Source organism: Gaiella occulta (genome assembly GCF_003351045.1).
GTDB classification, from domain to species: Bacteria; Actinomycetota; Thermoleophilia; order Gaiellales; family Gaiellaceae; genus Gaiella; species Gaiella occulta.
On sequence record NZ_QQZY01000008.1, the window covers coordinates 64,998 to 85,070 of the forward strand.

Annotated in this window: 19 protein-coding genes, 1 tRNA gene and 2 riboswitches; of the genes, 14 read left to right on the forward strand and 6 right to left on the reverse strand. The window is 73.0% G+C overall.

Features of this window, described 5'->3' with window-relative positions; translation table 11 throughout:
- Positions 1-58: 58 nt before the first annotated feature.
- From Gocc_RS16365 to Gocc_RS13570, 5 genes are all read right to left on the reverse strand, one after another.
- Positions 59-1,423: a hypothetical protein gene (locus tag Gocc_RS16365; RefSeq protein ID WP_181813690.1), complete on the reverse strand. Its 1,365-nt coding sequence runs from the start codon at positions 1,421-1,423 to the stop codon at positions 59-61.
- A complete protein-coding gene (locus Gocc_RS16370) occupies positions 1,420-2,016 on the reverse strand; it encodes a PulJ/GspJ family protein (RefSeq protein WP_181813691.1) in 597 nt (198 codons plus the stop codon). The genes Gocc_RS16365 and Gocc_RS16370 overlap by 4 nt, the downstream gene beginning before the upstream one ends.
- Positions 2,013-4,409 carry a hypothetical protein gene (locus tag Gocc_RS16375; protein ID WP_181813692.1) on the reverse strand — a complete coding sequence of 799 codons (2,397 nt, stop codon included), beginning with the start codon at positions 4,407-4,409 and terminating at the stop codon, positions 2,013-2,015. Before Gocc_RS16375 ends, Gocc_RS16370 begins: the two co-directional genes overlap by 4 nt.
- A gap of 69 nt (positions 4,410-4,478) precedes the next feature.
- Positions 4,479-5,651, reverse strand: coding sequence for a type IV pilus twitching motility protein PilT (locus Gocc_RS13565; RefSeq protein WP_114797115.1), 1,173 nt, complete (start codon positions 5,649-5,651; stop codon positions 4,479-4,481).
- A gap of 52 nt (positions 5,652-5,703) precedes the next feature.
- Positions 5,704-6,831 carry a geranylgeranyl reductase family protein gene (locus Gocc_RS13570; protein ID WP_114797116.1) on the reverse strand — a complete coding sequence of 376 codons (1,128 nt, stop codon included), beginning with the start codon at positions 6,829-6,831 and terminating at the stop codon, positions 5,704-5,706.
- 82 nt (positions 6,832-6,913) lie between these two features.
- Between Gocc_RS13570 and Gocc_RS13575 the strand changes: the two genes are divergently transcribed.
- The 13 genes from Gocc_RS13575 (at position 6,914) to cobJ (ending at position 18,206) form a co-directional block, all read left to right on the forward strand.
- A tRNA-Tyr gene (locus Gocc_RS13575) sits at positions 6,914-6,995 on the forward strand.
- Between the two features lie 79 nt (positions 6,996-7,074).
- Positions 7,075-7,193, forward strand: a riboswitch (cobalamin riboswitch).
- A 182-nt stretch (positions 7,194-7,375) separates the two neighbouring features.
- Entirely contained in the window at positions 7,376-9,229 is a 1,854-nt protein-coding gene (cobT, locus tag Gocc_RS13580; protein WP_114797117.1) for a nicotinate-nucleotide--dimethylbenzimidazole phosphoribosyltransferase, read from the forward strand.
- 55 nt (positions 9,230-9,284) lie between these two features.
- The gene (gene cobU / locus Gocc_RS13585; protein ID WP_114797118.1) at positions 9,285-9,830 is read left to right on the forward strand and encodes a bifunctional adenosylcobinamide kinase/adenosylcobinamide-phosphate guanylyltransferase; all 546 of its coding nucleotides are present in this window, start codon (positions 9,285-9,287) and stop codon (positions 9,828-9,830) included.
- Positions 9,823-10,524 carry an adenosylcobinamide amidohydrolase gene (locus Gocc_RS13590; protein ID WP_114797119.1) on the forward strand — a complete coding sequence of 234 codons (702 nt, stop codon included), beginning with the start codon at positions 9,823-9,825 and terminating at the stop codon, positions 10,522-10,524. The genes cobU and Gocc_RS13590 overlap by 8 nt, the downstream gene beginning before the upstream one ends.
- Positions 10,524-11,219, forward strand: coding sequence for an adenosylcobinamide-GDP ribazoletransferase (gene cobS / locus Gocc_RS13595; protein WP_181813693.1), 696 nt, complete (start codon positions 10,524-10,526; stop codon positions 11,217-11,219). Before Gocc_RS13590 ends, cobS begins: the two co-directional genes overlap by 1 nt.
- A complete protein-coding gene (cbiB, locus tag Gocc_RS13600; protein WP_114797121.1) occupies positions 11,216-12,112 on the forward strand; it encodes an adenosylcobinamide-phosphate synthase CbiB in 897 nt (298 codons plus the stop codon). Before cobS ends, cbiB begins: the two co-directional genes overlap by 4 nt.
- Positions 12,109-13,029 carry an aminotransferase class I/II-fold pyridoxal phosphate-dependent enzyme gene (locus tag Gocc_RS13605; protein ID WP_114797122.1) on the forward strand — a complete coding sequence of 307 codons (921 nt, stop codon included), beginning with the start codon at positions 12,109-12,111 and terminating at the stop codon, positions 13,027-13,029. The genes cbiB and Gocc_RS13605 overlap by 4 nt, the downstream gene beginning before the upstream one ends.
- Positions 13,026-13,481 carry an HAD family hydrolase gene (locus tag Gocc_RS13610; RefSeq protein WP_114797123.1) on the forward strand — a complete coding sequence of 152 codons (456 nt, stop codon included), beginning with the start codon at positions 13,026-13,028 and terminating at the stop codon, positions 13,479-13,481. Before Gocc_RS13605 ends, Gocc_RS13610 begins: the two co-directional genes overlap by 4 nt.
- A 71-nt stretch (positions 13,482-13,552) precedes the next feature.
- Positions 13,553-13,720, forward strand: a riboswitch (cobalamin riboswitch).
- Between the two features lie 29 nt (positions 13,721-13,749).
- Positions 13,750-13,971: a CbtB domain-containing protein gene (locus tag Gocc_RS13615; RefSeq protein WP_114797124.1), complete on the forward strand. Its 222-nt coding sequence runs from the start codon at positions 13,750-13,752 to the stop codon at positions 13,969-13,971.
- Between the two features lie 12 nt (positions 13,972-13,983).
- Complete coding sequence (locus Gocc_RS13620; protein ID WP_114797125.1) at positions 13,984-14,748, forward strand: CbtA family protein; 765 nt, start codon at positions 13,984-13,986, stop codon at positions 14,746-14,748.
- 10 nt (positions 14,749-14,758) lie between these two features.
- Entirely contained in the window at positions 14,759-16,069 is a 1,311-nt protein-coding gene (locus Gocc_RS13625) for a precorrin-3B synthase (RefSeq protein WP_114797126.1), read from the forward strand.
- Entirely contained in the window at positions 16,066-16,692 is a 627-nt protein-coding gene (locus Gocc_RS13630) for a precorrin-8X methylmutase (protein WP_114797127.1), read from the forward strand. The genes Gocc_RS13625 and Gocc_RS13630 overlap by 4 nt, the downstream gene beginning before the upstream one ends.
- Positions 16,689-18,206: a precorrin-3B C(17)-methyltransferase gene (cobJ, locus tag Gocc_RS13635; protein WP_220150632.1), complete on the forward strand. Its 1,518-nt coding sequence runs from the start codon at positions 16,689-16,691 to the stop codon at positions 18,204-18,206. Before Gocc_RS13630 ends, cobJ begins: the two co-directional genes overlap by 4 nt.
- On the opposite strand, the gene Gocc_RS13640 is transcribed toward cobJ, so the two are convergent.
- Positions 18,194-18,943 (reverse strand): cobalt-precorrin-6A reductase, encoded by a 750-nt coding sequence (locus tag Gocc_RS13640; RefSeq protein ID WP_181813694.1) that lies wholly within the window; start codon positions 18,941-18,943, stop codon positions 18,194-18,196. The genes cobJ and Gocc_RS13640 overlap by 13 nt on opposite strands.
- Positions 18,944-18,957: 14 nt before the next feature.
- On the opposite strand from Gocc_RS13640, the gene Gocc_RS13645 reads away from it, so the two are divergent.
- On the forward strand, positions 18,958-20,043 hold the full coding sequence (locus Gocc_RS13645; RefSeq protein WP_220150634.1) for a cobalt-precorrin-5B (C(1))-methyltransferase: 1,086 nt from the start codon (positions 18,958-18,960) through the stop codon (positions 20,041-20,043).
- Positions 20,044-20,073: the final 30 nt, after the last annotated feature.

Here is a 20,073-nt window from a genome sequence, read left to right on the forward strand (position 1 = left end):
CCCGTGGTATCGGCAGTCCGGTCCCTGCGGTTGAGCGGGCTCGCGCGAGGGGACGCCGCTACGGCTTGATCTCGCGGAAGAAGTCGACCGTGTAGGCGTCGTCGATCGAGGGGAACCACGGCGGCGGAAGGTAGAGCAGCGTGTCGTCGTAGTTGTAGACACGCGTCGTGAACATGCTCATGTAGCCGCCCTTGTTCGTCGCGGTGGAGCCCGTGAACGTCATCGTGCCGTTGTGGCTGCCCGAGCCGCTCCAGGAGCGCCACTGCCCGTTCTGCGCCAGCGTTCCGGCCCGCCAGCTCAGGTTCGTCGGGGCCCATTCGGCGATGATCATGTCGTTGGAGGCGATCAGGCCGACCACGTCCGTTCCGGGCGTTACGGGCCCGATGTCGTTCGCGACGACGAGCTCGTCGTTCGAGGCGACGGTGACGCGTCCCTTCACCTGTCCCTGCACGATCACCGTCTGGGCGAAGTACATCGCGCCGTTGGCCGGGACGGTGTAGTTCGTCGCCGTGCCGCACGTCGGCTGCACGGCCGCGACGTGTTTCGAGCCCACGCGCGTGCAGCGCTGCAGGTTGAAGGTGCCGTCGGAGAGGAACGTCACGCGCCAGGCGTCGACGGAGGCGTCGTTCCACGAGCGCGACGACAGGCCCGCGGCTCTCTCGATGTCGACGAGCGACGCGAGGAAGCTCTGGAAGTTGATCGGGTTCTTGATCTGCGTCCGGATCGTCGACCGGCCGTAGGTCTTCGCTCCGTCCTGAAGGGTCGGCGGCCCGTACACGTTGCCCTCGGCGTAGACGTTCGCGTGCGCGACGCCGTAGTGCGTGACGTTGTGCTTGACGCCGTTGGCGTCGATGCCCGCGTAGATCTTCCCGAACGTCGACGCGGACGAGCCGTACGTGATGTCGCTGTTCGCGAGCATCTGGAAGTCGGCGATCGACGAGGGGCGGATACGCGCCTCGAGCGACCGCATGTCGGTCGTGCTGCCCGTCTTCCTTCCGGTCGCGAAGATCTGCACTTCCTCCGAGCCGGCGCTCGGCGACACGATCTGCAGGTTGTACTCGTAGCCGTTGGGAAGCTGCTTCCACGTGTCCTTGCCGTTCGGGTACGTCCAGCTGTTGCTGTAGGTCCAGGTCGAGCCCGCGGTCACGTCGGCGCCGGCCGGCGGGCGGCGCGTCGACTCGCCCGCGTGGACCATGTGCAGGTAGTAGGCGCGATCGTCGACGAGCTTCGCGAGGTAGTCGTCCAGCCCGGCCTCCGCCGCCTGGAACGAGGCGCTGCTCCAGACCGCGTGCGCGCTCCGGTCGGATTCGCTCCCCACGATGTCGACGAGCGTGACGCTGAGCAGCGCGAGCACCGAGGTCAGCAGCACGACGAGCACCATCGCGACCCCTTCCTCACGGCGCAGCAGCTTCGCGATTCTCATGGCGCAGACCTCAGGCTCACGCTCGTCGAGTACGTGTACTGCCGCCCGGGCGAGGCCTTGGTGGCGACGGTGAAGCTGATCCGCACCGTGCGCACGTTCGCTGCGACGGTGGTGGGGGCGTTCGCGGCGTCGAGATAGGTGAACGGGCTCGCGTTCGTGATCGAGTCGACGACGAGGCCGTAGGCGCCGAGCGCGGGGAAGATCCACGGGGCGCCGTCGGTGTCGCTGCTCGTCGCCATCGCCCGCTCGAGGCGGCCGCTGCCGACCCTGTAGGCGATGCGGCGCAGGTGGAACGGCTGCGCGCGGTCGGGAGAGAGGAACTGGAGCGCCGTCCCCGTCGCGACCTCGATCGGCGCCGTCGCGCCGTCGCCCGAATACGCCTGCCGCACCTCGGCGGCGAGCCGGTCGATCGCCGCCCGCAGCTCGGTCTGCGTCACGTCCTGCTCCTGGATCTCCGTGCTGTGCCGGATGGTGGTGCTGAGCAGCGCGGAGAACGACCCGACGAGCAGCCCGATGATCGCGAGCACGACGAGCATCTCGGTCAGCGTGAAGGCGGTCTCGCCGCGCAGCCTGGTGAGGAGGCGGCTGCTCACGGCGGGCACGTGTTGCTGTTGTACTGGAGGGTGAAGCTCTGCGTGGTCGTTCCCGAGGTGACCGTGATCGTGTTCGTCCTGCTCTTGCCCGCGGTCGAGGCGCAGTTCCAGGCCTTGGCGACGTACGTGTCCGACGCGGCCGGGACGTTCGTGAAGGAGACCTGGCCGCTCGCGTTCGTGGTGCCGCTGTAGCTCAGCCCCTCCGGGCCGCCCGTCATCGTCACGGGAACGCCGGCGCCGACATTCGTGCCCTTGTTGTTCTTGACGGTGAAGAGGACGGTCGCGCGCACCGGCAGCGTCAGCGTCACGGTCGCGGTCGATCCGCTCGACGGAATCGTGAACGTCGTCGAGGCGCCGGCCGCGCCCTTCGTCGCCTGGATCGTGTAGGTGCCCGTGCCCGCCGGCAGGCTCGTGTTGCTGTAGGAGCCGCTCGCGTTCGTGCTGCCGCTGGCGACGGTGCCGCCGACGGGGCCGCCGCTGACGGTGATCGCGGCGCCGTTCGAGAACGGCCCGGCCGAGCCCCAGCGCACGGTCGCGTTGACCGTGCCGACGGGCAGGTTGAGCGTGAGCGCCGCCGTGGATCCGTTCGCCGGCAGGGTGAACGTGCCGGAGACGCTCTGGCCGGCCTTCGTGGCGGTGATCGTGTAGGAGGCCGTCGTGCCCGCCGGGAGGGTGTCGCTGAAGACGCCGCTCGCGTTGGTCGTGCCGGACACGGAGACCGCGTTCGGGCCACCGCTGACCGTGATCGTGGCGCCGCTCGCCGCAAGCACTCCGCCGTAGGTGACGGTCGCGTCGAGCGTTCCCGTCGGGAGCGCAACGACGACGTTCGTCGTCGCGTTCGCCGCGACGGACGCGGTCGACGAGCCGCTGACGCCGTTCTTCGTCGCCGTGATCGTGTAGCCGGAGCCGACGGGGACGTTCAGGAACGTCACCTGGCCGGAGCCGTCGGTCGACCCGGTGACGGAGATCCCGTTCGGACCGCCGCTGAGCGTGACGCAGTTCGCGCAGCTCGCGAGCGGCGTGTCCCAGTTGACGGTCGCGACGATCGTGCCGGTCGGTGGCGGCGGCAGCGTGACGGTCACGTTGGTGGTCGTGCCGGCGGTCACCGACGCCGTCGTGCTCGCGGTCGCGCTGCCCTTGGTCGCCGTCACCGTGTAGCCGGCCCCCTCGGGGGCGGCGAACGAGACGTCGCCATTCGAATCGGTCGTGCCCGACAGGGAGACGCCGTTGGGGCCGCCCGTGACGTCGACCGTGGCAGCGGGCACGTTGAGGCCGAGCTGCTTCACGTTCACGGCGAGCGTGCCGGACGGGCAGGCCCCCCAGGTGAGCACGAACGTCGTGGTGAGGTCCGTCGGATAGTTGTCCGGGACGTAGCGCGGAGCCGGATCGGCGCACTGGCCGTTGGCCTTGAGCCCCTTGACGGTGTAGGTGACGCCGGGGACGATCGGATCTCCCCCGAGCTCCGTGAGCGTCGCCGAGCCGCCGGTGACGACGATCGTCTCGGTGACACCGGTGAGGCCGGACGTCACCTTGACGGTCGCCGTACCGGTATACGGGCTGCCGTTCGCGTTGACCATCTGCAGGATGATCGAGACCGGCTTGAAGATCCTGATCGCCGTGCTCACCGTCTGGCTCGGCGAGAGCTGCAGGTGGGCGGCCGCCGCCGGCGGCACGTCCCCGGGGAACGTCACGTAGCCCGTGTCGCTGACGGTGAGGTCGTAGTACGCGGTCGGGCCGGTGAGCGGGTTCGGCGTCAGCGCCGCGAACGAGACCGTGCCGCTCGAGTCGGTGACGTCCGTGCGGGAGGGGCTGGGGCCGTTGGCGATCGTGACCGAAGCCCCGGGCACGGGAGTCAGCAGGGCGTAGTCGAGCACCTGCACGTTGACGATCGCGTTGTTGATGCCGCCGTAGGGCGCGCGGGCGGGCGGCGCGATGTTCGTGACGACGCGCGTCAACTGCTTCCCGTCACGCGCGCGAGTGACCGTGACCGTCACCCTCTTGTAGTTCGCGCCCGTCGCGTAGCTCGTCGGGATCGGGTCGTTCACGTACGAGATCTGCGTCGAGACCGTGGCCGTGAGCCCGTCTTGCGTCACCGTCCTCGACGCCGCCACCGTTCCGGGCGGGTTCCCGCCGACGGTGCCGACGTCGTCGTAGGGCAGCCGACGGATCGACTCGACCTGGTCGTTTGCGATCTGTTCGGCGACCGTACGCTCGCGCGACACCGTGTGGGCAGCGATCGAGGACGTGAGCACGCCCGCGAGCGACGTCGCGACGCCGACGAAGATCGCCATCGCGAGCACCGTCTCGATCAGCGTGAAGCCGTGCTCGCGGGCAAGCGGACGGCGCCGACCGCCTGCGCGGAGGTGCGCGCATCGCGTCGATGTCGTGCCCACGGGCTCACGATCGGAGGCGACACGATTGCCGGAAACCCCCTTCCGGGGGATGTCCGCACCCATATGGGCCTACCGGAGCCCGGATCCGAAGCGCTGCACGGCCGTGGCCCGATCGCGCGCGCTCTCGCCACGGCCGCCGTTCTCGGCGGCGTGCTCCCTCTGCAGCTTGTCCTTCTCGGCCCGCTCGAGCGCGACGAGGAAGTCGTGCCGGTTCGTCGATGCGTTCGCGGCGACGTCGGGCTCGACGACGCCTGCGAGCACGAGGTCGATCAGCGACTGGGCGAACGTCTGCATCTGGAAGAACTCGCCGGCGGCGATCGCGTCGGAGATCTCGTTGGGCCGGTTCTCGCGGATGAGGTCGGCGATGCGCGCGTTCGTCACCATCACCTCGACGGCGGGCACGCGCCCGCCGTCGGCGCGCACCAGCAGGCGCTGGCTGATGACGCCGCGCAGCGTGCCGGCGAGGATGGAGCGCACCTGCTGCTGCTTGCCCGGCGGGAAGAGCTCGATCATGCGCCCGACCGTCTCGGCGGCGTCGATCGTGTGCAGCGTCGAGAAGACGAGGTGGCCGGACTCGGCCGCCTGCAGGGCGGTGTGCGCGGTCTCGGTGTCGCGCAGCTCGCCGATCAGGATGACGTCGGGGTCCTGGCGCAGCACACGGCGCAGCGCCTGCTCGAAGCTCTCCGTGTCGAGGCCGACCTCGCGCTGGTTGACGATGCAGCCGCGGTCGGGGTGCAGGATCTCGATCGGATCCTCGATCGTGACGATGTGCTGGCGCCGGGTGCGGTTGACGTGGTCGAGCATGGACGCGAGCGTCGTCGTCTTGCCGGAGCCGGTGGCGCCGGTGACGAGCACGAGGCCGCGCCGCTCCTCGGCGAGGCGGGAGACGCCCGGCGGCAGGCCGAGCGCCGCGAAGTCGGGGATCTCGCTCGGGATCGCCCGGAAGGCGAACGAGACGGCGCCGCGCTGCCGGAAGCCGTTGACGCGGAAGCGCGGGAGCGTCGGGTGCGCGAACGCGATGTCGAGGTCGCCGGTCTCCTCGAACAGCTCGCGGCGCCGGGGCGCGATCTGCGTGACGGCATCGAGCACGTCCTCGAGGTCGGACTCCGTCAGAGCGGGCACGTCGTGCATCTGCTCGAGGTCGCCGTCGAGCCTGACGACCGGCGGCTGGCCGAGCTTGAGGTGGACGTCGCTGGCGCCGCCGTCGACGGCGCGCCGAAGGAGGGCGATGAGATCGATCACGGCCGACTCTGCATCGGCAGCGAGCCTCGATTGCTTTAGAGCGCCGTGGGCTCTACGCGCGCGCCCTGCGGGCGATCAGCCGCAGCGGCGCCCGGGCGAGGCCGCGGGCCTCGTCGGGATGGCCGACGTCTCCGCGCAGCAGCCCGGCGACGACGCCGAAGACCCCGGGTGAACGGGCGGCCCAGAAGCAGAGCGCCGGACTGCGGTCGAGAGCGCGCTTGGCGGCCCAGGAGGCGCCGGCATGGTGGTCGAGCGCGGCGGCGAGCGCTCGCGGGTAGTCGCCGATCGCCTCCGCGAGGATCGCCTCCGCCGCAAGGCGCGCCGAGGTGAACGCCTCGTACATGCCGTCGCCGGAGAGCGGGTCGACGAGCCCGGCGGCGTCCCCGACGAGGAGGACGCGATCCGCCGCCGGCGTCGCCCGGCCGGGGCGGCGCATGGGGAGCCGGTGGCCGCGCACCTCGGCGAGCGCCGCCGGGGCGACGCCGTGCGCCCGGGCGAGGCGGGCGAGATGGTCGCGCAGCAGCGGGCCCTCGCTCCCCCAGCCGCCGACGCCGAGGTTCGCGTGGTCGCCCTTGGGGAACACCCAGCCGTACCCGCCGGCCGGCTGGCCGAGCTCGACGACGGCAGTCCGTTCGTAGCGCTCGCGGGGCAGCGCCTCCCAGGCGACGTTTCCCTCGAGCGCGACGCCGTGCTCGATGCCGCCGGCGAGACCGGCAGAGCGTACGACGACGCCGTTCGCCCCGTCTGCGCCGACGATCGCGCCCGCGTGGACACGTACGCCGCCGACGGTGGCCGAGACGCCGTCGCGGCCGATTTCGACGTCGTCGACCCGCGACCCGTCGCGGAAGTCGGCGCCCGCGGCCTGGGCCTGCTCGGCGAGGTAGGCGTCGAGGCGGCGCCGCCGGGTCATCAGGATCAGCGGCGACTCGCTCGCGCGGGTGAACGAGCGTCCGAAGCGCAGGCGCAGCTCGAAGCGGTCGACGACGTGCTCGACCACGGCCGAGACGTCGCACGGCGCCTGGCGCAGCGCCCGCCCGGTGAGGCCGCCGCCGCACGGCTTGTCGCGCGGGAAGCGGGCGCGGTCGGCGAGCAGCACGCGCGCGCCGGCGCGGGCGAGGTGGATCGCCGTGGCCGATCCGGCCGGGCCCGCGCCGACGACGAGGACGTCGTGCCGCTCCACGCCGCGATTCTACGGCGAGGGGCCGAAGCTGCCGCCCACCCGCGTCCGGCCGCGGAGAGGCGGCTACAATGCCGGCTCGCTCGCAGGGGTTCCCGAGTGGCCAAAGGGGGCGGGCTGTAAACCCGCTGGCTCAGCCTTCAGAGGTTCGAATCCTCTCCCCTGCATCGGCGGTGGGGATCGGGCACAGCTCGATCCCCACCGCCGCTGCCGTCCACCCGCACGCCGTATACTCGCTTTGCCCGGAAGACCTCCGGGCGACATGGAACTCAGCGAAGCCCGGTGCGATTCCGGCGCTGTCCCGCAACTGTGATGCCCCTTCGGGGGATGAGCCAGGCCGCCTGAGCCATGTCGACGGACACGACCCTCGGAGGAAGGGCGGTTCGTGCAGCGGTGAAGCTGCCGGGCTCTCCCCGATCCTCCCGAAACGGAGGATTTTTCTTGGCTCGAGGCAGGATCGCCGTAGCCCTGGCCGGCAGAGGATGCCTGTGCTGATGGTGCAGGGAGTACGGAGCCCCGCCCGCAAGCGCCCGCACGCGGAGCGCCTGTGAGCGCGTCTCGCGATCGGATCGCGCGGCCGTCGCTTCCGGACGGCTTCGACGACTCGCGCGCGCGGGAGCGCGCCGACGACCCGACCGGTTGGCGGTTCTCCGATCCCGAGCGCGCGGCAGTCTGGCGGGCGATCGCCGAGCGGCGCGACATCCGCCGCTTCCGGCCCGACCCGCTGCCCGACGAGCTGCTGCTCCGTCTCCTCGAGGCTGCCCACCAGGCGCCGTCGGTCGGACTGATGCAGCCGTGGCGGTTCGTCGTCGTCCGCAGCGAGGAGACGAGGGCCGCGATGCAGGCGATCGCCCTGCGGGAGAGGCTGCGGCAGGGAGAGAGCTTCGACGGGCGCGCGCGGGAGTTCCTCGCCCTCAAGCTCGAAGGCATCCGCGAGGCCCCGCTGAGCCTCTGCGTCTGCTGCGACCGCGGCGCAGACGACGAGGAGGTGCTGGGCCGGCACACGATCCGCGACGCGGACATCTACTCGACCTGCCTCGCGATCGAGAACCTCTGGCTCGCGGCGCGCGCCGAGGGGGTCGGCGTCGGCTGGGTCTCCTTCTACCGCGCCGAGGACGTGCAGGATCTGCTCGGCCTCCCCGCCCGCGTCGTCCCTGTCGCCTGGCTCTGTGTCGGCTACCCCGACGAGCGACCGGTGCGGCCCGGCCTCGAGGCGGCGGGCTGGGGCAGGCGCCTCCCGCTCGACGAACTCGTGTTCGTCGAGCGCTGGGGCCGCTCCCTCGACACGCGGCGCGCGCCCGCTCGTCGCACGGACGGACCGGAGAGCGAGCCGGCCGCGCTCCCGGAATGGTGGCGCAGGCTCGCGTCAGCTGTGCGACCGGGCGATCCGGTAGCGGCGCTGCGGGTGCGAGACGCCTCGGACGACCTCGTGAAGCCGACCGGCAGCCTCGGGGCGCTCGAGACGCTCGCCGAGCAGTTCGGGCTCGTGACCGGCGCGCCGCCTCCTGCCACGCCGCGGGCGGGAGTGCTCGTGCTCGCGGCCGACCACGGCATCGCCGCCCGCGGGGTGAGCCTCTACCCGAGCAGCGTCTCGGCGCAGGTGGCGGCGGCCGCCGCGCGGGGAGAGACGGCGATCGGCGTGCTCGCGCGCGCGCTCGGAGCCGAGCTCGTCGTCGCGGACGTCGGCCTCGCCGGGCCGCGACCGCGAGGAGTTCTCGACCGCCGCGTCGCGGAGGGAAGCGCGGACATGAGCGTCGGCCCGGCGCTCGAGCCGGCGATGCTGCAGCAGGCCGTGGAGACCGGCTACGAGCTTGCGTCCGACCTTGCCGCACGCTGCGACATGCTGCTCGTGGGCGAGATCGGGATCGGCAACACGACCGCCGCGAGCGCGCTCCTCTCGGCGCTCACGGGCCTGCCCGCGACGGAGACCTGCGGCCGCGGAACGGGCATCGATGCGCAGATGCTCCTGCGCAAGCAGGAGCTCGTCGCGACTGCGCTCGCCGTGAACGGGCTGCCCGCCGCCGGCGACCCGCTCGAATGCCTGCGCCGCGTCGGCGGGTTGGAGCTCGCCGCGCTCGCCGGCGCGCTGCTCGGAGCCGCGGCCGCTCGCAGGCCCGTGCTGCTGGACGGCTTCGCGACGGGGGTCGTCGCACTCGCCGCGTACCGGACGGTGCCCGCGCTGCGCGACTACCTGGTCGCAGGCCACCGCTCCGCCGAGCCCGCCCACGCCCGCGTGCTCGTCGAGCTCGGTCTCGAGCCGCTGCTCGACCTGCGGCTGCGCCTGGGAGAGGCGAGCGGCGCCGCGCTCGCGCTGCCGCTCGTCGGACTCGCCGGGCGCTTACACGCCGAGATGGCCCGCTTCGACGAGGCAAACGTCGAGCGGGCGAAGGGGATGGCGTGAGCTGCCAGCCGCAAGCGCAGCGGGGCGTGCGGGCGCGCCGCGAGGTCGGCTTCCGATGGCGCTGACCTTCCTCCTCGGCGGCGCACGCAGCGGCAAGTCGCTGCTGGCGGTCCGGCTCGCGGCCGCGAGCGGAGCCCCGGTGGCGTTCATCGCGACGGCCGAGTCCCGCGACGAGGAGATGGCAGAGCGGATCCGGCGCCACCGGGAAGAGCGGCCGGCCGACTGGCGCACGATCGAGGAGCCCGCCGACCTGCTCTCGGCGCTTGCGGCCGCGTCGGCGGACGAGACCGTCGTCGTCGACTGCCTCTCGCTCTGGGTCGCGAACCTGCTCGAGCGCTCGCACTCCGAGCGCGAGATCGAGGAGCTGGCGCAGCGCGCTGCCGAAGGCGCAGCCTCCCGGTCGGCGGCAACGATCGCCGTCAGCAGCGAGGTCGGCTTCGGCATCGTGCCGTCGAACGAGCTGGCGCGCTCCTACCGGGATGTCCTCGGGCGCGTCAACCACACCTGGGCGCAGGCGGCGCAGCGCTCGGCGCTCGTTGTCGCAGGCTCGCTCCTGTCGCTTGCCGCCGTCTCCTCCGTCTTCCCCGAGATCGATGGCTGACGCCGGCCCCCCGACCCTGGAGGTTCACGAAGGCGCGCTGCCGTCCGGGCTGCTCGGCATCCTCCGTGCCGGGTTTCCGCCGGGCGTGCGGGCGATCTCGTCGGCCGTGGTGGGCGGCGGCATCACCTGCCCTTCCTGGTTCCTGAACGCCGGCGTGCGCGCCGACTACTCGCGCGACGATCCCGACCGACACCTGGCGGAGGTGGCCGAGCGGCTCGGCTACCCCGGTGAGGGCATAGGGATGCTCACAGCCGCGCCGGTCGAGCGGGTTCGCAGCGCCGACGACGGGGGAGTGCGGGTCTGGGCCACGGTCGGCATTCGCGACCCGCTGTGGGCGGCCAGGCAGCGGGAGCTCGGCGCTCGCGCCGGACACGCCTACACACCCGGCACGATCAACATCCTCGCCTGGGTTCCGGCCGCCCTGGTCGATGCCGCGCTCGTGAACGCGATCGCCACCGCGACGGAGGCGAAGTCGCAGGCGCTGTTCGAGCGCGGCGTGGCGGGAACCGGCACCGCGACAGACGCACTCTGCATCGCCTGTCTGCAATCCGGGGCGTTCCGTGAGCGATTCTGCGGGCCGGCGTCGCGGTGGGGCGCGAGGCTCGCTCGCGCCGTGCACGCCGCGGTCACAGACGGCATCGACGACTGGCAGGCGCGGAACGGCACACACACGGTCGAGGCGGTCTCCGGCTAGTGCGCGCCGCGTTCGGCTTCCTGACCGTCCTCCCCGCGCGCGGCGAGCCGTCGGCCGCGTCGATGCGCTCCTTTCCGCTCGTCGGCTGCGTGGTGGGTCTCCTCGTCGGCGGCGTCTGGCTCGCCGCGTCCTCGTGGTGGGGCGCCTGGGTCGCCGCCTGCCTCGCGCTCGCCGTCGATCTCGCGCTGACGGGGCTCCTCCACGTGGACGGGCTCGCCGACAGCGCCGACGGTCTTCTCGCGCCGATGGATCGGGGACGGCGGCTGGAGGTCATGCGCCTTCCGGATGTCGGCGCCTTCGCTGTCGCCGCGGTCGCCGCGGTGCTCCTCACGCGGACGGCCGCGCTCGCAGAGCAGCAGCCCTCGGTCGGACTCGTCGTCGCGCTCTGGTGCGCGTCGCGTACGGCGATGGCGTTTGCCCCCTCGGTGCTTCCCTACGCGCGTCGCGAGGGCCTTGCCTCGAGGTTCCTGGGCGCCGGCTGGTGGCCGGCCTACGGCTTCGCCCTCGCAGCGGGGATCGCCTGGTCGACCGTCGGCGCGCGCGGCCTCGCGTCGGTCGCCGCCGCCGCCGCCGGTTGCGCCGTGGTCGCTCTGCTCGGCTTCCGGCGTCTCGGCGGCTTCACGGGCGACGTGCTCGGGGCAATGGGGATCGTCGGAGAGACGGTCGGGCTCGTCGTCGCGGCGGGTCGCTGGTGAGAGCGATCTCGACGGCGGCAGGGCTTGCCCTCGACGAGCTGCTGGGAGAGCCCCCGGCGCGGGTTCATCCCGTCGCGCTGTTCGGCCGGCTCATGACCCGGATCGAGCGCCGGCTCTACGGCGATTCGCGGGCACGAGGATCGCTCCACGCGCTCGGCGGAGTCTCCCTGGGCTTGCTCGCCGGGCGGACGCTCCGCTCATCCGCGGTCGCCTGCTGGCTCGCGTGCGCCGGACGCATGCTGCGCCGCTCGGCGCTCGAGATCGCGGAGGCGCTCGAGCGCGGGGAGACGGACCGCGCTCGGCTGCTCCTGCCGGCGCTCGTCGGCCGCCGACCCGACGCGCTCGACGATGCCGCGATCGCACGGGCCGTCGTGGAGTCGCTGGCCGAGAACACCGTCGACGCAATCGTCGCACCTGCCGTCTGGACGCTCGTCGCGGGCGCACCCGGCGCGCTCGCACACCGCGCCACGAACACGATGGACGCGATGGTCGGGCACCGCAACGCGCGCTACAGGCGCTACGGCTGGGCGAGCGCACGCCTCGACGACGCCGCCGCCTGGCTGCCGGCGCGGCTGACCGCCCTGCTCGTCGCCACCGTTCGGCCGCGTCAGGCCCGAGCCGTTCTGCGCGCCGTTCGCGAGGACGCGCCCCATCACCCGTCGCCGAACGCGGGCGTCGGCGAAGCGGCGTTCGCCGCCGCCCTCGGCATCACGCTCGGCGGAGCAACCGACTACGGCGACCGGGTCGAGCAGCGCCCGTTGCTCGGGACGGGGACGCAGCCGACCACCGCGGACATCCGCCGCGCCGTCACGCTCTCCCGCCAGGCCGAGCTCGCGCTGGCGCTGGGCCTCCTCGGCGTCGGCGTGACCAGGGCTCTGCGGAGGCGCCGGTGATATCGCCGGCGGGAATCCACGGCGGTGACGTCGAAGCCGTCGCGCGCTCGCTCGGCGTCCCGCCCGACTCACTGCTCGACCTCTCCGCGAGCCTCAACCCGGCGGCCCCGAACCCAGGTCCGCTCCTCGCCCGCCACCTCCCGGCGATCGTGCGCTACCCCGATCCCACGCGAGCCACCGCCGCCCTCGCGGACGCCCTCGGAGTCGACGGGAGCCGGCTGCTTCTCACCAACGGCGGGGCCGAGGCGATCGCCCTCGTCGCCCGCCTGCACCCGGCCGGCTGGGTCGAGGACCCCGAGTTCTCCCTCTACCGGCGGCACCTGACGGAGATCCGCCCGGGAGGACCGCGCTGGCGCTCCAACCCGCGCAACCCGACCGGACTGCTCGCCGACCCGAGCGAGCACGCCTCGGTCTGGGACGAGGCCTTCTACCCGCTCGCCACCGGCGCCTGGACGCGCGGCGATCGGGACGCGATCGTCGTCGGCTCGCTCACGAAGCTCCTGCGCTGCCCCGGGCTCAGGATCGGGTACCTCCTCGTACCCGACGGAGACGACGTCGAGCGCTTCGCAGCGCTTCAACCCCGCTGGTCGCTCAACGGTCTCGCAGCGGCGGCCCTCCCGGACATGCTCGAGCAGGTCGACCTGCCGGCGTGGGCGGCGGAGGTCTCACGGCTTCGCCTGCAGCTGCACGAGCTTCTGCTTCGTCACGGGCTGATGCCGCTCCCGTCCGACTCCAACTGGCTCCTCGTCCGCGGCGAGCCGCGTCTGCGCGAGCTCCTCGCGCCGCACGGGGTGCTCGTCCGCGACTGCTCCAGCTTCGACCTTCCCGGAGTCGCTCGCATCGCCGTGCCGGACGCCGACGGGCTGGAGCGGCTCGACCGGGCACTCGCCTGCGCCCTCTGGGAGAACCGGCGATGATCTCGGAGCAGCCGCTTGCCGCCGTCCTTCTCGACGTCGGCGGCACCCTCGTCCAGGAAGCCGCGCCGACCGCGCCCGTGGACCGGCTCGTCGCGCGGCTGCTCCCCGCGGTGCGCGAGGACATCGAATGGCTCGCGAGCCGCTACCGGCTCGGCGCGGTGACGAACACCTCGGTCATGACCGAGACGGACGTCAGGCGCCTGCTCGACACCGTGGGCGTCGGCCGGCACCTCGAGGTCGTCGTCACGTCGGTCGACGTCGGCGTCGCGAAACCCGACCCGCTCCCGATCCAGGTCGCGCTGGAGCGCCTCGGTGTCGCTGCCGCCGCGTCGCTCTACGTCGGCGACCGGGAAAGCGACCGCATCGCCGCAACCGCTGCCGGCTGCGGGTACGCGCCGATCGACGGGACACTCCGGGAGACGATCGCCCGGCATCTCGCGCAGCGCAGGTAGCCGCGTTCGCGCCCGGGCCGGCGTCGACGGGCGCCGGCTCGTTGCAGAAGCGGGCGCGCAACGTATAGAGTTGCGCTCGTTAGGGTGACGGTGCGAGGAAGCCGGTGCGAGTCCGGCGTGGTCGCGCCACTGTGACCGGAGAGCGCTCTCCCTCGAGGCCACTGTCCGAGAGGGTGGGAAGGCGGGAGAAGCGCGGAGATCCGGAAGCCAGGAGACTCGACCGTCGCTGACACCGCTGTACGGGACGCGTAATCCCGAGGAGGTTCTCATGTCGAACGTCACTCTCGCTCCTTCGCTCGCTTCCGAGGCGACGTATCCTCCGTCCGTCTCTCTGCGCGAGCTGCTGCCGTGGGCGATCCTCGGCGCAGCGCTGCTGATGCTCGTCTACGTCGTCGGCGTCGACCAGGGCGCGGTCTCGATCGTGCCGGGCAGCTGGCTGCACGAGTTCGCGCACGACGGCCGCCATCTGCTCGGCTTCCCCTGTCACTGACAGGGGCGAAGAGTGCTTCGCAACCTGCTCGTCTGCGGGCTGGCCGCCGGCGTCTGCGCCGGCTCGCTCGCCACCGGCTTCGCCGAGCTCGCCGGAGAGCCGGCCGTCAACCAGGCGATCGCCTTCGAACACGCGCAGGCGGCGGCCGCCGGCGCGCCTCACGAGGCCGCGGTCGTCTCGCGCGGCGTCCAGCGGAGCATCGGGCTGCTCGCCGGATCGGTCGTCTACGGGCTCGCGCTCGGCGGCCTCTTCGCGCTGGCGTTCGCCGCCGTCTACGGACGGGTCGGGCGGGCGAGCCCCGCGAGGACGGCGCTGTGGCTCGCCGCGGCCGCGTTCCTCGTCGTGTTCCTCGTGCCGTTCGTGAAGTACCCGGCAAGCCCGCCCGCCGCGACGAATCCCGACACGATCGGCCAGCGAACCGCATTGTACGGCGTGATGATCGCCGTCTCGCTGTTCGCGGCCGTGACCGCCGTGCGACTCCGCGGCCGGCTGAGCAAACGTCGATCAGCCGCAACCGCCACCCTGCTCGCCGCTGCCTCCTACGTCCTCGTGGTCGTGGCGGCAGGGCTGGCGCTCCCGGGAACCGATGAGGTGCCGGCGACCTTTCCGGCGGTCACCCTCTGGCGGTTCCGCGAGGCCGCCGTCGGCACGCAGCTCGTGATGTGGAGCACGATCGGGCTGGTCTTCGCGGCAGGCGCACAACGTGTGATGGCACGCGTGGCAAGCGGCATGCAGCCATCGGCCACCTCCCCCGGCAGCCCTGCTGCGACAGAGTGACGAGGCCGGCGTGACCGTTGCAGCGAATGAGCCTGCCGCCCGCTCTCCGCTCGGACTCGGCCCGCCGCGTCCCCTTGCGACGCGAGCCGACGACGACCGCTGCCCCGGCGTGCTGGCCCTGCACGAGGCCGAGGACGGCCTGCTTGCACGCATCCGCCTTCCGGGCGGCCGTGTCTCCGCGGACCAGCTGGACGCCGTGGCGGCGCTGGCCCGCCACGGGAACGGGCTCGTCGAGATCACGTCTCGCGCAAGCCTTCAGGTGCGCGGTCTCCGCGCCGAGGCCGGCCAGACGGCCGCGCGGGTGCTCCGAGCCGCCGGGCTCCTGCCCTCGGCATCCCACGAGCGGGTGCGCAACGTGCTCGCGAGCCCGCTCGCGGGACGGCATCCGCTCGCGCTCGCCCCCACCGACCAGCTCGTGGACGAGCTCGACCGAGGGCTCTGCGCCGACGCCGCTCTCGGCGGGCTTCCGGGCAAGTTCCTGTTCGCAGTGGACGACGGAAGCGGTGCCGTGGCCGACCAGCCGGCCGACGTGGCGCTGGTCGTCGAGCCGCCGGCCGGCGGGACGCCCGACCCGTGCTTGAGGCTGGTGGTCGCCGGCTTCCCGACGAGCGTGCGCACGACACCGTCCGACGCCGTGGCGGCGGCCCTGGACGCCGCGCGCGCGTTCCTCGAGGTGCGGGCCGAGAGCGGCAGCCGAGCATGGCGCGTGTGGGAGCTTCCCGGTGGAGCGCGGAGCGTCGTGCAACGCCTCGGCGCAGATGTGGAGCCGGTCGCCGCCCCCGGGGGGCGCGGCGGGGCCGTTCGCATTCCCGGCGTGTGCGAGCAGCGCGACGGGCGGCTGGCGGTGACGGCGCTCGCACCGCTCGGCCGGCTCGAGCGCGGCGCCGTCTCCGCACTCGCCGCCGCCGTGCGCCGGCCAGGCAGCGAGGCACGGATCTCCCCCTGGCGCACCGTTACCGTCGTCGATGTCGCTCGCGAAGATGTCGAATCGCTCGTTCGCGACCTCCGGCGGCTCGGACTCGTGGTCTCCCCGGACTCCGGCTGGCAGGGCCTCTCCGCCTGCGCCGGGCTCGGCGCCTGTGCGAGAGCTCGGGTCGACGTGCGTGCCGCGGCGCGGGGCCGCGCGCTGGTTCGCGCCGCCGGCGCCCCGGACGAGCACTGGTCGGCCTGCGAGCGGCGCTGCGGGGAGCCTCGAGGCGTCCCGGTGAGCGTGGTCGCGGCCGGAGAGGTCATCGTCGTGGCCTCGGCGGGCCGGCGCGTCGAGGCGACGACCGCCGAAGAGGCGCTGGCCGCGCTTGCGGCCGGGGTGCCGGCATCGTGACCGCGTACGTGCGTGACGGGAGCGAGATCTACCGCCGCTCGTTCGCGATCATCCGCGCCGAGGCCGACCTCTCCGGGCTCGACCCGGCGCTCGCGCGGGCCGTCGTACGGATGATCCACGCCTGCGGCATGGTCGACCTCACGCGCGACGTCGCCGCGTCGAGCGGCTTCGCGGCCGCGACGGTCGCGGCGCTCGCGGGCGGCGCCCCGATTCTCTGCGATACCGCGATGGTCGCATCGGGCATCACACGCTCGCGCCTGCCTGCCGCGAATGACGTGGTCTGCACGCTCTCCGACCCGGACGTCCCTCGTCTCGCGGCCGAGCTCGGGACGACGCGCACGGCGGCGGCTCTCGAGCTCTGGCGAGACCGCCTCGACGGCGCCGTCGTCGTCATAGGAAACGCTCCCACCGCCCTCTTCCGGCTGCTGGAGCTGATCGAGGAGGGGGCTGGCCGGCCTGCGGCCGTGGTCGGCGTCCCCGTCGGCTTCGTCGGCGCGGCGGAGTCGAAGATCGAATTGGCACGACACCCCGCGGCGCTCGAGCACATCGTCGTCCACGGGCGCCGTGGCGGCAGTGCGATTGCGGCCGCAGCGGTCAACGCCCTCGCGAGCGAGAGAGAGTGAGCCCACCCGACCGACGGAGGGACGCGCCGCTGCTGTTCGGCGTCGGACTCGGGCCCGGTGATCCGGAGCTGGTGACGCTCAAGGCGCGTCGTGTGATCGAGACATCGGACGTCGTCGCCTACCCCATGGCGCGCCATGGAGAGAGCGTCGCGCGACGGATCGCCGCGCCCTACCTGCGCGGAGACCAGACCGAGATCGCGATGACATATCCCGTCACGACCGAGGCGACCGATCACCCGGGCGGATATGAGGCGGCGCTGCACGAGTTCTACGACGCAAGCGCCGCCGAGATCGCCCGCCACCTCGACGCCGGGCGCTCGGTGGCGGTGCTCTGCGAAGGAGATCCCTTCCTCTACGGCAGCTACATGTACCTTCACGAGCGCCTCGCCGGCCGCTACCCCACGGAGGTCGTTCCGGGCGTGACGTCGTTCAGCGCCGCCGCGGCGGCGGCGGGGTCACCGCTCGTGAAGCGCGACGACGTGCTCACCATTCTCCCCGGCACGCTCCCGGCGCAGGTGATCGCGAGCCGTCTGCGCACGACTGACGCGGCGGTCGTCATCAAGCTCGGACGTTCGTTCGCCGCCGTGCGGGGCGCGGCGGAGCGGGCGGGCGTGGCGGATCGAGCCATCTATGTCGAGCGGGCAAGCTCGCCGCAGGAGCACATCGCGGCACTGCGCGACGTCGACGGAGACGTCCCCTACATGTCGCTCGTGCTGGTCCCGACCACCTCTGGCGGGCAGCGCGCGCCCGACGTCTCGCGCCCGGGTGAGGTCGCAGTCGTCGGACTCGGCCCAGCGGGCCCGGAGTGGTTGACGCCGGAGGCGGGGGCCGCGCTCGCCGAGGCCGAGGAGCTCGTCGGGTACACGACCTACCTCGACCGGGTGGCCAGGCGCCCCGGCCAGCATCGGCATGGAAGCGACAACCGCGACGAGGCTCGACGTGCACGCCAGGCCCTGCAGCTGGCGGCGAGCGGCAGGCGCGTCGCGGTCGTGTCCTCCGGCGATCCCGGGATCTTCGCGATGGCGGCCGCCGTCCTCGAAGCCGTCGAGGAGGGCGGCTCCGCGTTCGCTCACATCCGCGTGCGCATCGTGCCCGGCCTGTCGGCGATGCAGGTCGCGGCGGCGCGCGTCGGGGCACCACTCGGCCACGACTTCTGCGTCGTCTCGCTCTCCGACCAGCTCAAGCCGTGGGCGGCGATCGAGCGCCGGCTCGAGGCGGCCGGCGCCGCGGATCTCGTCCTGGCGCTCTACAACCCGGCGTCCCGCACGCGGAGGGAGCAGCTCGAGCGTGCGCGGACGGTGCTGCTGCGCCACCGCGCCGCGGAGACCCCGGTCGTGGTGGCCCGGGACGTCGGTGGACGGGAGGAGAACGTCACGGTCTCCACGCTCGCGGGCTTCGATGCCGCGCAGGTCGACATGCGGACGCTCCTCTTGATCGGTTCCTCGACGACCCGGGTGATCGAGGCGACGCAGGGATCGCCTCGCGTGTACACACCGCGCCACTACCCCGCGTGAACCGTCTCCCGCAGCCAGGAGAGCGCGCCGGCGACAGAGCTGACCGCCGGTACGTCCAGGCGCGGAGGTCTGCGCACGACGATGACCGGCAGTCCACGACGCCGGGCGGCATCGAGCTTGGGCTGCGTGTGCGCACCGCCGCTGTCCTTCGTGACGAGGAGGTCGATTTGCTTGCCGTCCATCAAGGCGAGCTCGTTCTCCAGGAGATAGGGGCCGCGATCGAGCAGGAGCTCGTGCCGCGGGGGAAGCGGCGGATCGGGCGGATCGACGCAGCGGACGAGGAACCACGCGGAGCGCACGACCGCGAACGCGGCGAGTCCCTGGCGACCCGTCGTGAGCAGCACGCGCCGGCCGAGCCGCGGAACGAGCTCGGCGGCGTGGCTCAGGTCGTCGACCCAGTGCCAGCAGTCTCCGGGCGCCTCGCTCCAACCCGGCCGCTCGAGCCGGAGGAGCGGCACGCCGGCGGCTGGGCACGCCTGCGCCGCCGACGCCGAGATCCGCTCCGCGAAAGGATGGGTCGCGTCGACGACCGCGGCGACGCCGCGCTCGGCGAGCCACCGCGCCAGACCGGCGGGGCCGCCGAAGCCGCCGATCCGCACCTCGCCGGCGGGAAGCCGTGGCCGCGCCACCCGCCCTGCGAGCGAAGAGACGACGGAGACCCCGGCACGATCGAGCGCCGCTGCGAGATCCCGCGCCTCGGCGGTGCCCCCGAGCACCAGCACGCAAGCGCTGCTCATCGTGTGAGGGCGGCGTGAGCGGCGGGCGACCGCTGCGGCGAGGATGGACGACAGGCGCCTGCGCGACCGCGGCGACGAGCGCCGCCTATCAGGCCCTGCTCACGGGGGAGTTCCCCGATCCGGTCACGATCACGCTGCCGGGCGGGCAGCAGCCGGCGTTCGCGCTCGCCTTCGAGCGCCTCGAGGAGGGAAGCGCGACGGCCGGCGTCGTCAAGGACGCCGGCGACGACCCCGACGTCACGCACGGCGCGCTCGTGCTCGCGACGGTGCGGCCCGGCGAGGTCGGCTCGGGAGTGACGTTCAGGGCGGGCGAGGGCGTCGGCGTCGTGACGCTGCCCGGACTGCCGCTGCCGGTCGGCGAGCCGGCGATCAATCCCGTCCCGCGACAGATGATGGGCGAGGCCGTCGCCCAGGTGAGCGCGCGGCACGGCGGCAGCGGCGACGTGGTGGTGGAAGTCGGGGTCGAGGGCGGCGAGCAGCTCGCGCGGCGCACCTGGAACTCCCGGCTCGGGATCGTCGGCGGCATCTCGATCCTCGGCACGACCGGCATCGTGATCCCGTACTCCTGCTCGGCGTGGATCGCGTCCATCCGACGCGGGATCGACGTTGCACGGGCCGTCGGATACCCGCATGTGATCGCTGCGACAGGCGACACATCCGAGCGGGCCGCACAGGCACGGTACGGGCTCCCGGACACCGCTCTCCTCGACATGGGCGACTTCGCCGGCGCGCTGCTCAAGTACCTCGCCCGCCATCCGCTGCCGAAGCTGACCCTCGCCGGCGGCTTCGCGAAGCTGTCGAAGCTGGCAGCAGGTCACCTCGACCTCCATTCCGGGCGCTCCCAGGTGGACATGGAACGGCTCGCCGCCGCCGCTCTCCAAGCAGGTGCGACGGCGAGCCTGGCCGCGTCGATCGGCGAGGCGAACACGGCGCTCCATGCGCTCGAGCTCGCCGCCGCAGAGGGCGTGCCGCTCGCCGACGAGATCGCCGGCGGCGCGCTGGGCACCGCGCTCGCGGTGCTCGCGAGCGCTCCGATCGCCGTCGAGGTGCTCGTCGTGGATCGAGCCGGCCGCATCGTGGGGAGCGCCGGAGCGCTGTGACGGGGCGTTCCCGCGGGCGGCCCGCGCGGG